The organism is Microcoleus sp. Pol17C6 (assembly GCF_036701145.1).
Lineage (GTDB): Bacteria > Cyanobacteriota > Cyanobacteriia > Cyanobacteriales > Microcoleaceae > Microcoleus.
Window position 1 is genome coordinate 1 of record NZ_JAUBQH010000022.1, and the last position, 12,667, is coordinate 12,667.

At 46.6% G+C, this 12,667-nt stretch carries 6 protein-coding genes; 3 read left to right on the forward strand and 3 right to left on the reverse strand.

Annotated elements, in window-relative coordinates; all coding sequences use genetic code 11:
* The coding region (locus tag QUA25_RS12985; RefSeq protein ID WP_333038336.1) for a choice-of-anchor Y domain-containing protein at positions 1-3,542 on the reverse strand (3,542 nt) is incomplete at its 3' end.
* 429 nt (positions 3,543-3,971) lie between these two features.
* Positions 3,972-8,423 carry a tetratricopeptide repeat protein gene (locus QUA25_RS12990; protein ID WP_333038338.1) on the reverse strand — a complete coding sequence of 1,484 codons (4,452 nt, stop codon included), beginning with the start codon at positions 8,421-8,423 and terminating at the stop codon, positions 3,972-3,974.
* A 39-nt stretch (positions 8,424-8,462) separates the two neighbouring features.
* On the opposite strand from QUA25_RS12990, the gene rpiA reads away from it, so the two are divergent.
* The 3 genes from rpiA to QUA25_RS13005 all read left to right on the forward strand — a co-directional run bounded on the left by rpiA (position 8,463) and on the right by QUA25_RS13005 (position 11,689).
* On the forward strand, positions 8,463-9,179 hold the full coding sequence (gene rpiA, locus QUA25_RS12995) for a ribose-5-phosphate isomerase RpiA (RefSeq protein WP_333038340.1): 717 nt from the start codon (positions 8,463-8,465) through the stop codon (positions 9,177-9,179).
* Positions 9,180-9,534: 355 nt separating this feature from the next.
* A complete protein-coding gene (locus QUA25_RS13000) occupies positions 9,535-10,719 on the forward strand; it encodes an aldo/keto reductase (RefSeq protein ID WP_445242202.1) in 1,185 nt (394 codons plus the stop codon).
* 214 nt (positions 10,720-10,933) lie between these two features.
* Entirely contained in the window at positions 10,934-11,689 is a 756-nt protein-coding gene (locus QUA25_RS13005) for a Fe-Mn family superoxide dismutase (RefSeq protein WP_333038343.1), read from the forward strand.
* 181 nt (positions 11,690-11,870) lie between these two features.
* Here QUA25_RS13005 and QUA25_RS13010 read toward each other — a convergent pair whose 3' ends face one another.
* Complete coding sequence (locus QUA25_RS13010) at positions 11,871-12,656, reverse strand: SDR family oxidoreductase (protein WP_333038346.1); 786 nt, start codon at positions 12,654-12,656, stop codon at positions 11,871-11,873.
* Positions 12,657-12,667 lie beyond the last annotated feature (11 nt).

Consider the following 12,667-nt stretch of genomic DNA (forward strand, 5'->3'; position numbering starts at 1 on the left):
GTCGGGGTTCCCGTTGGAGTCGGAGTCGGGGTTCCCGTTGGAGTCGGAGTCGGGGTTCCCGTTGGAGTCGGAGTCGGGGTTCCCGTTGGAGTCGGAGTCGGGGTTCCCGTTGGAGTCGGAGTCGGGGTTCCCGTTGGAGTCGGAGTCGGGGTTCCCGTTGGAGTCGGAGTCGGCGTTTCCGTTGGAGTCGGAGTCGGAGTCGGAGTCGGAGTTTCCGTGGGAGTGGGCGTTGGAGTCGGAGTTTCCGTTGGAATCGGAGTCGGAATCGGAGTCGGAGTGGGCGTCGGAGTTGGAGTTGGCGCGGTAATATTAACGCTGAAAGTTCCTAAACTCGTAGCAGCTACAGGATTCCCAGCAGTATCTTTAACTTGATTACCTTGCAGATTAATACTGTAAGTTGGGTTATTATCTGCAATATCCCAACTTCCCCCAGGCGGAGTAAATGAATAAGTAGCTGTCCGCGCCAAGCCATTAGTATTAGTATCAACACTGACAAAGTTAACAGGAATACCACCGCCCGACCAATTGATTAAAAAGTCAGAACTGTCTAGATTTGTAACATCGATCGCACTATTATCGTTAAAAGTAACAGTAAAAGCTTGAGTGGTTCCCCCCGCCACCGTAATATCAGCAATAGTCGTCGGATTGACAGTTGGGGCGATCCCATCAATTACTATTGCCTTATTTTGACCCAAGGAATTAGCTGCACCCGGATTCGGCAAAGTCAAGACAGCATCAGCATTGGTAGCATTCTTAATAGTACCGCCGTTGAGAGATAAAGCAGTTGTCGAGGTATAGTCTAAGTCGAGACTGCTATTGCCGGCTGTTACTGTGTAATTAAATGTCAGAGTATTGCTGCCGCTGCCACTGGCATAATTAATGACAGTACCTGTACCGCCTGTGGCTAAAGTAAGCTGCGGCGTACCTGTAACAGTAACTGGTTGACTGAACGTGAGGGTAATGGGAATTGTTGCACCGATCGCGTAGGTTCCATCTGCCTGATCGGATGTGATATTAGTAATAACAGGTAATGGACTAACTGTAATGCTGGCTGTTTCGCTGGCTGTACTAAAAGGACTAGAAACGCCATTAGTTTCTAAATCCCCTGTCACATCTGCCGTGCCGCCGTTAGTGCCGGTGATTCTATCCCAAGCATTGAAGGTAATGCCGTCAGTAACTGTTCCGGTGTAGTCGGTATTGGGAACGAAGCGGAGGCGAGTTGTCGCGTCGGCTGCTAACAACAGTGCAGTTGTAGCCGTAGGAATGGTAGTAATATTGTTCCATGTTGTACCGTCTGTGGTATACTGCCAACTGCCATTGGTCGTATCTAAATTGGTGAGGGCGATGCCTCTTGGACGAGGGGAAATGGCGTCGTTGGGATCAGTAATTTGAGTGCCGATAATCGCTGATATTAATGTGCCGCTGTTGTTGGTTTCGTTGATATTAATGGCGGTTAAATTAGGCGTGCCGGCATTGTCTAAGACTGGGGAATCGTTGACTAGGACGCTGACTTGTGCTGTTGAGGTACTGTAACCGTCGGTAGTTGTGTAGGAGAAGGTGTCGAGGCCGTTGAAAGTGGGGTTAGGAGTATAGACGACGCTGCGTTTGGGGTCGATCGCGATCGCCCTGACTGTATTGTCCGCATTGGGGTTAAAAGCAGGATCTGCCAACCCAGTGCTGGTGTTCAACCGGGCAATATAGTTGCGCGGCTGCCCGCCGATATTGGTGAATTGGCCGCCTACTACTGGGTTGTTGTTAGCATCGATCGCGATCGCTACGACTAGATTATCCGCATTGGGGTTAAAAGTAGGATCTGCCAACCCAGTGCTGGTGTTCAACCGGGCAATATAGTTGCGCGGCTGCCCGCCGATATTGGTGAATGGGCCGACTACTACTGGGTTGTTGTTAGCATCGATCGCGATCTCATAGACAGCATTATCCGCATTGGGGTTGAAAGTAACATCTGCCGTGCCGTCGTTGCTGTTCAACCGGGCAATATAGTTGCGCGGCTGCCCGCCGATATTGGTGAAATTGCCACCTGCAACTAGGTTGTTGTTAGCATCGATCGCGATGCCCTCGACATAACTATCGGCATTGGGGTTAAAAGTAGCATCTGCTGTGCCGTTGGTACTATTCAACCGGGCAATTCTGTTGCGCGGCTGCCCGCCGATATTGGTGAATCGGCCGCCTACTACTGAGTTGCCACTAGCATCGATCGCGATCGCATAGACAAAATTATTCGCATTGGGGTTAAAAGTAGGATCTGCTGTGCCGTTGCTGCTGTTCAACCGGGCAATATAGTTGCGCGGCTGCCCGCCGATGTTGGTGAAAAAGTCTCCTACTACTGGGTTGTTGTTAGCATCGATCGCGATCGCGTAGATTCTATCATTCGCATTGGGGTTAAAAGTAGGATCTGCCGTGCCGTTGCTACTGTTCAACCGGGCAATTCTGTTGCGTGGCAGCCCCCCGATATTCGTGAAATCTCCTCCTACTACTGCGTTGCCGTTCGCATCGATCGCGATCCCCCAGACAGCACTATCCACACTGGGATTAAAAGTAGGATCTGCCGTACCGTCACTGCCATACAACCGGGCAATTCTGTTGCGTGGCTGCCCCCCGATATTCGTAAAATATCCTCCTGCATAAATCCAGTCATCAACAGTAACAGTGCCGCCTGTTGGTTGAGTAACACTCTGTACTTTCAGCGCCTTTGTGCCACCAGTATCGTTTGTCAGCACATTAATTTTAATATTAGGAGTCCCGACAGTTGCGATCGCATTGTCTGGAGTAGCAACAGGCAAGTCATTAACAGCTATTCTGCCCAAACGAAATGTAGCGCTTCCCTGGTCAGTATTGTCGCCAAAAAATAGGAAACTCGGCAATCTGTAAGGATTGAAAGTTAAAGGAGGAGAACTTGCAGCGGGGTTAAACTTGATTTGACGCAGTGGTCCTGTGAGGATTGCAGTTGGGGAATTATTAACAAAAAGTTCATAATTGCTGCCTTGTACTTTTAAGACATAATTGTTATTTGAAGTTAGATCGAATCCCGCCGGAAGTGTAGCCGTTTCAGCTTCGACAAAAGTATCTGACTGACCAAAAATTTTATTGTTTTTAAAACCCAATTCTAAACCGTTTAAGCCGTCGCTGCTAATAGCTGTGACGCTAAAACCCGCGCGGTTGGGGTTGCTAGTTTCTGTGGGAATTGCTGCATTAAAAGATATCGTATAACCAGCGGTGCGGTCTAATGTGGCGGCGGTGAAAGGTGGCAGTATCGCTGGTGTCGGAGTAAGTAGCGATTGTGGATTGTAATTGTTGTAACCCGCATAGCCAGCGCTGCTATTGGGAGTGTAGATGGTGGCAGTATTGATGCCCGTCGAGTTTGGCGTAAACGCACCCGTAGCCAGAGAAGGAACAAAAGGTGGAGTTGTCGAAGGTAAGGGTATCTGTCCGTAAGCAAGGCCAGTGCCGCTGGGCGTGCCTATGCCGCGAGGCGTTCCGGCTGGAAGGTTGGTAATCGCGTCGTAGAGGGTAATATTGGGCATGATATATCTAAAGGTAGATGATTTTGCTGAGTTTGATAATGTCAAAGCCTAGCAAATTTACTAATGAGTGTCACCGTTTTTGTACCTGCTGTCAAAAAACTTACGCAATCTTTAACTTTTGCGTAATTCTCGCACCATAAAAAAGCGATCGCACTAACTGGCATAAAGTTAGTGCGATCGCGGTACTATGAATCAGCTATTTATCTATCAGACTCGGCGCGGAATTTTTACGCATTTTCATGGATATTGTTACAAAACTTTACCGTGAGTAGCGTACAAATATTCAGAAACCACGTTTCTCTACCTGAACTCTCTTTTTTTATTGAACCGCAGAGGGCGCAGAGGGCACAGAGGAAGAGAAGAGAGTAAGAAAGGAGTTCACAAGTGATGAGGGATTGCTATGCCAATGCCCAATCCCCAATGCCCCACCTATTTAGCTAACAGTTTTTGAAACACCTGATACATATCCTCAGCCAACTTTTTAGGATTCCACAAAGGTGCGAGATGTTCTGGCTGCTTAGATTTTAATAAATGCTCTTTCACCGCATTTCTGAAACCAGCATCACGGCCAAACTTAACTCCCCACTGCGTGTATTCCTCCCAACTCCACGCCGCACCAACATCAAGATTTGCACTTTTCAGAAAAGCGTAACCCATGCGCGAAAGATATTGGTCGCCGGAGCGAGTTACCACTGGCAAATTCGCCCACAAAGCCTCTAAATTATGAGTCCCGCCGTTGTAAGGATACGAATCTAAAAGCACGTCGGCTACATAATAAATAGCCCGGTGTTCTTCCTCACTTCGGGTTTGACCTATAAACTTAATCCGAGCAAAATCTACTCCCTGAATTTCGCATTCTTGGCGGTAAGTGCTGTGAATAACGTCGGGGTCGCCTTGACCTTTGCGGATTAAGACACTATCTGGTACTTCCTTCAGAATTGTAACTTGAGCTCGTACCATTTCTGGATTGGTTTTTCTACCTGGCGCAACGCACAGATAAGTCATTTGATCCAAGCCAATTCCCAGAGCATTTCTAATCGCCTCTCTATTCACAGGAATGCTTTGCAGTGCGCCAATTGCTACCGAACAAGCAGGCAATCTTACTAACTGTTCTAAGTAATTTTTTTCAACACCAGGGGGGTGAGTGTGTTCGTCGCACAGAAAGTAGTGATTATCTGAAATGTAGGGTGCGTCGAATCCCAGCCAAGAAACGCAAATTCCCGCAGGATATTGATACAGCACTTCGACATTTGTTGGCACTGTCATTGAGTCTAAGTCTATCAAAACATCCAAGTTGTCTTGCACTACTTCGGCGAAGATTTCACCGCCGTCAGCAAAGCCGTTTGGATATTTTTTAGGCCAGTAAAACTTGCCCGCCATGTCTTCAAACCGCTGCGTAACTTCATCTCGGTGGAGTTTCCCGGTGACGTAAAGGTGAACGTGGGGGGTGATGTGGCTTAATTCGCGAATTAAAGCTTCGCTGCACCAGCCTACTGAGTGGCGGCGGAAGTGTTTGGAAAGGAAACCGATTTTTAAAGGACGCTGTTCTTTTGTTTGGTAATTTGCTAGGTTGATTCTGTTAATGTCCTGGCGCTTAGGGACAGCTTTTTGGTAATATTCTTTGGCAATAAGTCTGTAGAAACTGGCATTCTTTTCGCGGTTGTCTCGCAGGTGAGAAACTGCAAACAGGAAGATTTCGTAGAGCAGTTTTAGTTCGATTACGCTAAAGGTTTCGACCTTTTCGTAGCAGAGGTTTTCGATTTCTTCTAGTTTCTGAATTGCCTGTTTGCTGACACCTGATTGCAGGTAGGAAAAGACGTAGGCTGTAGCTGACATGACTGGGGCATTTTCGCCGCAGTTTTCGCAGTATTTGTCGGCAACGCTGCGGGCTCCGGCGAGGTTGGTAGAATGGCTTAGCAAGTCGCACAGTTGTTGGTAGGCTTCGCTATATTTGGAGTTGCATTCGATCGCCTTTTCAAAATTGGCGATCGCCTCCAACGGCTTATCTTGTTTCTGAATGTGTCCCATCCGGCAGTAAACCTCTGCCCAATTCGGTTTTAAGGTCAAAGCTTGCTGATAGCTGGCTAAAGCTTCTTCCAGCCGCCCCTGCATGGAAAAACAACTGCCGAGGTTAGCGTGAACTTCCGGCCAGTCGGGCTTAATTTTCAGAGTGTTTTGATAATTAGTAATCGCTTCTTCGTACTTGTTTTGCTGTAAAAAAGAATTGGCTATATTGAAGTGCAAAACTTCTAAATGCGGCTTTAAAGCTACAGCTTTCTGATAGTAAGCGATGGCGGCGTCGAGATTGCCTTGTTGCGATCGCGCGCTGCCGATGTTACCGTAAGCTTCGGCCCAATCCGGTTTAATGGCGATCGCTTTTTCGTAGCTTTCGATGGCTTCGTCGCGTTTTCCTTGGCTGAAAAGTCGATTACCTAAGTTAAAGTGGAAGTCTGCACCGACTAGCTGCGGGTTGAGTTCGGATGTTCTTTTAAAACAGGCGATCGCTGCTTCGATGTTGCCGTGTTGGTGATATACTTTCCCTAAATTCCAGTGAGCTCCCGCTAAATCGGGACTCAGGGCGATGGCTTGCTGGTAATGGGCGATCGCTTCTTCCAAACGCCCCATTTTGAAATACATACTGCCGATATTGGCGCGCACTTCCGCAAAATTTGGCTGCAATTCTAGGGCTTGAGAATACGATCGAATTGCAGCTTCAGTTTTGCCTCCTGCTTGCAAGGCATTGCCTAAAGTGACGTAAGCGTAGATGAAATCCGGTCGAAATTTTAGCGCTTGCTGACAAGCTGCGATCGCCTCTTTAATTTTACCTTGAACTAAAAAGTTTTCGGCGAGTTTATTGTACGGTTCTACTTCTTGAAAATTGGCAACTTGTCCGCTATCTGGAACATTGAGCGAGGTAACTTGATCGGAAAGTTCGGCGGGGTTTGTAAACGGAGTATTTAAAGTCTCCGTGGTTGGCGCTGGCGGCAAATTGATGCTCGAAGGCTGCAAGCCGTAGCCTTCATCTTTGTTGACAGATACTGGTTGCTGTTCGCCTGATTCTGTTTCTAATTCGATAAAGTTGCTGTCGGTAGTTTCCCGCTGTTTTTCTGCGAGCAAACTCGATAGTTTCTCAGCAGCGCTGGCATCTCCCGGTTGCAATTGCAGCACTTTTTGATAGCAAGTAATTGCTGCATCTAACTTTCCTTGCTGCTGCAAAACGCTGCCCAGCATCATATTGACCGAACACAATTGAGGATTAATTACCAGAGCTTTCTGGTAATAATTGGCCGCCTGTTCCAATTGCCCTAACTTGTAATACATACTGCCGAGATTCGCGCTGGCTTCAGCAAATTCTGGCTGAATTTCTAAAGCTTGCAAGTAAGCTTCAATTGCCATTTCCAGCTTGCCTTGACTATGCAAAGCATTGCCTATTGTTAAGTAAGCAGGAGCAAAATTGGGTTGAAATGTAAGAGCGACATGGCAAGAGGCGATCGCCTTTTCAAATTTTCCTTGCAAAACATAAACTTCCGCCAACTTTTTATGAACTTCCGCATCTTCGGGATTGAACTCTAAAGCTTTTTGATAATTCTCGATGGCGCCACCGAGATCACCCTGATCTTTCCGCCAATTTCCCTTTTGAAAATAATCTCTCACGGCCTCTAAACCTACTAAAGAATTCCCGATCATTTGCTCTGCCACTCGTACAGGTTTTACACTAATAATATTCAACCATTCTACCCACTCTCGGGATCGCACCGACCAAGTACACCCTCGATTTATATATTCTACCTGCTGTCTTAAATGATTTTCAGCAGTTGCGCCGCCCGCACCCGTGCCCTCATTTAAAACTCCGACTATCGCCTCTAAAAACCGCCTTGTATATCCCTCCCAATCTGCGTTGCCCGCCCGATTCCAATTAGTTATCGATGCAAAATTTTTCACCCCTGACATGGAAACTAGACGGGCAAATCCAGCCGTTGTTTCCGGCAAAGCTGCCAATTCACTCGTCACAATGCGGCAACCGCTGGCCATCGCCTCCATCACGGCAATAGATGAGGTTTCCAAATAGGTATTTGGGTAAGCTAAAACCGCGACTGAACGCAGTTGCCGGACGAGTTCGGGTTGCGGTACGGAACCGACGTACTCGACGCCTTCTGTTTCCTGGCACTGGCGGTAAAGTTGACCGAAAAAAAGCTTGTTATCATTGTCGTCTATTTGGTGTACTTTCATGCTTGAAAATACTTTTAATCGGGTTCCGGGGACAGCTTGACGAATTTCGGGAAAGACTTTTAACAAAATATCGAGTCCGCGAAATGGAGTGCTGGTGTAAGCTAGAACGGGCGGTCGAGATTTATGAGAGAGGATAGAAATATTATCGGCGAAAATGTTAGCAAAACAAGGTGCGATCGCATTTCTTAAAACACAACTGCGATTAGAGTCAATCCCAAAGCGCCGATGAAATTGCTCGCGTTGCCACTCGCTGACAAATACAAACGCATCGCAAGCATTGATTTCTCGCTGATTATTGAAATCTTGGAGGAATACAAAGCCCGGTTCGTTATGAATCCACAAAATTAACTTAGTTCGATGCCCCAAAAGCGGCTTAACTTCCTGCGCTTTGCCGACTATATTGACTATAACTAAAAAATCGAGCGATCGCAGCAATTCTAAATTAGATTTGTCCCCCACCCTGCGCCTGCAATCAACGCCGCGCGACATCCCCGACTGGGAAGTATTGTTGAGCAAAAATACCTCGTTTCCCTGTGCAGCCAACGCCTCGGCTAGGTAACAAATAGCCGACTGAGTGCCCCCCAAAGGTTTGCAGTAAGGAGTTTCAATATTGTAATCCCAAGTGTAGGTATCGAGAAATCCGATTTTCATTCAATGGTATAATCTTAAAACTATTAAGGAGTACCGAACATGACCACAGAACAAGATCCCGTAAAATTGATGAAACAGCAAGTCGGCTTTGCTGCAGCCGATCGCGTAAAATCTGGTATGATTGTCGGACTCGGCACTGGGTCAACTACAGCTTATACTATTCAAGCATTGGGCGATCGCATAAAATCAGGTGAACTTAAAGATATCAAGGGAGTGCCGACATCTTTTCAATCAGAAGTGTTAGCCAAACAGTACGGAGTACCGCTGGCAACACTCGATGAAATTGATAGAATTGATGTTGCTATTGATGGCGCTGATGAAGTCGATCCCCACCTCAACTTAATTAAAGGTGGCGGCGCGGCCCACACCCGCGAAAAAGTAGTCGATTACCTCGCAAATCAGTTTATTGTAGTAGTGGACAGTTCCAAAATCGTAGATAAATTGGGTTCGACTTTTCGCGTGCCCATCGAAGTTATACCGATGGCATTAACACCAGTGATGCGCGCCATTGAAAAATTGGGTGGCAAACCCGAACTCCGCATGGGCGTGAAAAAAGCAGGCCCAGTAATTACCGATCAAGGTAATATGGTAATTGATGTCAAATTTGATGACATTGCCAACCCCGGAGAAATGGAAAAAAGCTTGAATAACATTCCCGGTGTGTTAGAAAATGGTTTGTTTGTAGACTGTACAGATTTGGTTTTAGTCGGCGAAATCCAAGACGGAAAACCCGTAGTACGGGAGATTTCTAAATAGTCAAAACTGCCGCACTGGTGGTCAAAAACTCTTTGTGGAACAGGCATCTTGCCTGTTCAGGAGAATGCGGCAATATGCGAGTTACAACCCGCAAAAATACAAAAAACAAGGTTTTTTACCCTATAGCAACAGCCAAGACTATTAAGAAGTTCTTAATCAGTCAAACCCTGGGGATTGTTACATATTCCTTCTTCCTTCTTCCGACGGACATCGGACTGACATCCGTTACATCCGTTACATCCGAAGAAAACGAATCCGTTGCCCAACTTCCGACGGACATCGGACTGACATCCGTTACACCGTTAAAAAATCCGTTGCCGAACTTCTTTCTTCTATAGCTTTGACTTTGATTATGATGATGCAATATCGCAGATTCGGTCGCACAGAATTATCCATGCCCGTCTTTTCCTGCGGTGGCATGAGATATCAGTACAAATGGCAAGACGTGCCAGCCAATGAAATTCCCTCAGACAATCAACAAAATCTAGAATCGACGATTAGCTATTCGATTGAATGCGGCATCAATCACATAGAAACTGCTCGCGGTTACGGCACTTCCGAGATGCAATTGGGGTGGATTTTTCCGAATTTTCCCCGCGAAAAGTTGATAGTGCAAACGAAAGTTAGCCCCAAACCGAACTCCCAAGAGTTTCGCGAAGAATTTGAGAAATCCTTAGCTTATTTGCAACTGGAATACGTCGATTTACTGTCGCTACACGGCATTAATACGTGGGAATTGCTAGAGGATTCCATGCGTCCGGGCGGCTGCATGGATGTGGCGAGAAAGTTGCAAGCAGAAGGCAAAGTTCGGTTTATTGGTTTTTCAACCCACGGCCCGACGGATGTGATTGTCAAAACAATTGAAACTAATCAATTTGATTATCTTAACTTGCACTGGTACTACATCAATCAAATTAATTGGCCAGCTATTGAAGCTGCTAAACGTCACGATATGGGCGTTTTTATTATCAGTCCTTCCGACAAAGGCGGTCAGCTTTATAGCCCGCCGCAAAAATTGGTAGACTTGTGCTATCCGTTGAGTCCGATGGTGTTTAATGATTTGTTTTGTTTGTCGCATCCGCAAGTACACACTTTGAGTTTGGGCGCCGCAAAACCTGAAGATTTTAACGAGCATCTTAAAGCTGTAGAATTGTTAGATAGAGCCGATGAAATTTTGCCCCCGATATTAAAAAAATTAGAAAATGCAGCAATTGATAAATTAGGAGAAGATTGGTTTAAGACTTGGCACGTCGGTTTACCAACTATAGAAAATACTCCCGGAGGTATTAATATTTATGTGATTCTGTGGCTGTGGAACTTGGCGCAGGCTTACGATACGATCGACTATTGCAAGATGCGCTACAACCTTTTAGGTAATGCGGGCCACTGGTTTCCAGGCCAAAAAGCCGATCGCCTCGATGAATTAGACTTGCGCCGCTGTCTAGCCCACAGTCCCCACGCTGCTAAAATTCCCGGTATTCTTCAAGCAGCCGATCGACTGTTTGGAGGCGAAGCCATCCAACGCTTGTCCCAAGAATAATCGCAAAAAAACCCGGTTTCGAGACAGAAACCGGGTTAGTGAACCGGAGCACGTGAGTTAGTTACGCGCATACAATTAGCCTATACTTGAGAAACTATCACAACCATCGCCCATCCGTCTCATCCATTCGGGCGATAGGACTTTTTTTCTCAACTCGCTCCCATTTTGCTTCAATCTGAGATAAAACAGTTAATAATTCACTTAGGTACTTTTTATGACTCTCAAACGCCGAGATTTCTTGTATTTGATGACTGCCACGGTCGGAGCTATTACCGCAGGTGCTTGCCAAGCGTCAGGAAATAATGTATCGCAAGCAAGTCCAGTTGCAGAAAGTCCAAAAATAGCCCAAACCCCCGGGCCTTTTACACTGCCACCTCTTCCCTACGAATACAATGCTTTAGAACCGCACATCGATGCGCGGACAATGCAATTTCACCACGACAAACACCACGCCGCCTACGTTAAAAACCTCAACGATGCTGTCAGTAAATACCCGCAACTAAAAAATATCACTGCGGAAAATATGCTGCGAGATTTGAGCAAAGTGCCGGAAGATATTCGCACAACCGTGCGTAACAATGGCGGCGGACACCTAAATCACAGTATGTTTTGGGAAATCATGGGTCCCAACGGTGGCGGCGAACCCACAGGGGCAATTGCAACAGCAATTAAGCAAACTTTCGGCAGTGTTGACGATTTTAAAGCAAAATTTAACGATGCCGGCGCCAAGCGTTTTGGCAGCGGTTGGGTTTGGCTAGTCCGCAATAAAGCTGGCAAACTTGAGATTACAACTACGGCAAATCAAGACACGCCTTTCATGGAGGGAAATTATCCAATTATGGGTAACGATGTTTGGGAACACGCTTATTATCTCAAATACCAAAATTTGCGCGCCGACTACTTAAAAGCTTGGTGGAATGTTGTTAATTGGGCGGAAATTAACAAGCGCTACGAAAAGGCGAGCGCCTAGTTCCACAAAGTTTGTTGTTGCGATCGAGCGCAAACAGCCCAACAACAAACTCGGTTTTAAGTAGGTAGGCGCTATAAAACGCAATTAAGTAAGTAAACGATTGTAAAATATCCTGAGCCTTAAGCGTGGCTGACTGAGCAATGTTTCCATACTGTTAGATGGTTCGTTTAATGCCGCCTACCTACTTATCTTGAGATTCTGAGGTCAAACTCGGGCTGCCCTCAATGTACAACCCACCATCTACCTTTAACACGCTACCCGCGATGTAGCTAGCTGCATCAGATGCCAGGAAAACTGCTGCTTTGCCTAAGTCTTCCGGGAAGCCCATCCGACCAAGAGGCATTTGGTTGCTGAACGACTCAAGCAATTCGTCGCTATACCAGCGTCGCTCACCCGGAGTATCAGTCCACCCAGGCTCTAGGATGTTGACCCGAATTTTGTGCCACATCAGTTCGTTCGCCATCGAAAGAACGAGGTGATGACAGGCTGCTTTGGTGGTGTTGTAGTCAATCGCACCCTTATACGGAAAATGAGCGTGCGGGGATGAGATATGAATAATCGAGCCTTTGGCCTTCCTTTCCACCATACGGCGGGCGACTATTTGACATACGTGAAACACACCGTACACCCCTATTTCTAGTGTCCGCTGTAAATCCTCAAATTTAGTTTCCAGCAAGGTGTTTCGGACGCTGGCGATCGCATTTGTTACTAGAATATCGATTTGACCGAGTTCTTGCTCGCACCTATCGACCATCCTTTCCACTTGGTCGCGCTGTGAGACATCTGCTTGAATCGCGATAGCGCGACGGCCGAGAGAGTGAATCTGGTTGACTATTTCTCGCGCAGATGTTGGAGAATCGCAATAGTTGACACAAATATCTGCACCAGATTTTGCTAATTCAAGGGCGATGCCAGCACCAATTCCTTTCGAGCTACCTGTCACAAGTGCAATCTTATTGGCAAGCATAGTTAGTATTG

Bases quoted from the DNA above. Each gene is read 5' to 3' on its own strand.
- QUA25_RS12990 (WP_333038338.1), bottom strand. From the start codon at position 8,423: ATGAAAATCGGATTTCTCGATACCTACACTTGGGATTACAATATTGAA.
- rpiA (WP_333038340.1), top strand. From the start codon at position 8,463: ATGACCACAGAACAAGATCCCGTAAAATTGATGAAACAGCAAGTCGGC.
- QUA25_RS13000 (WP_445242202.1), top strand. From the start codon at position 9,535: ATGATGCAATATCGCAGATTCGGTCGCACAGAATTATCCATGCCCGTC.
- QUA25_RS13005 (WP_333038343.1), top strand. From the start codon at position 10,934: ATGACTCTCAAACGCCGAGATTTCTTGTATTTGATGACTGCCACGGTC.
- QUA25_RS13010 (WP_333038346.1), bottom strand. From the start codon at position 12,656: ATGCTTGCCAATAAGATTGCACTTGTGACAGGTAGCTCGAAAGGAATT.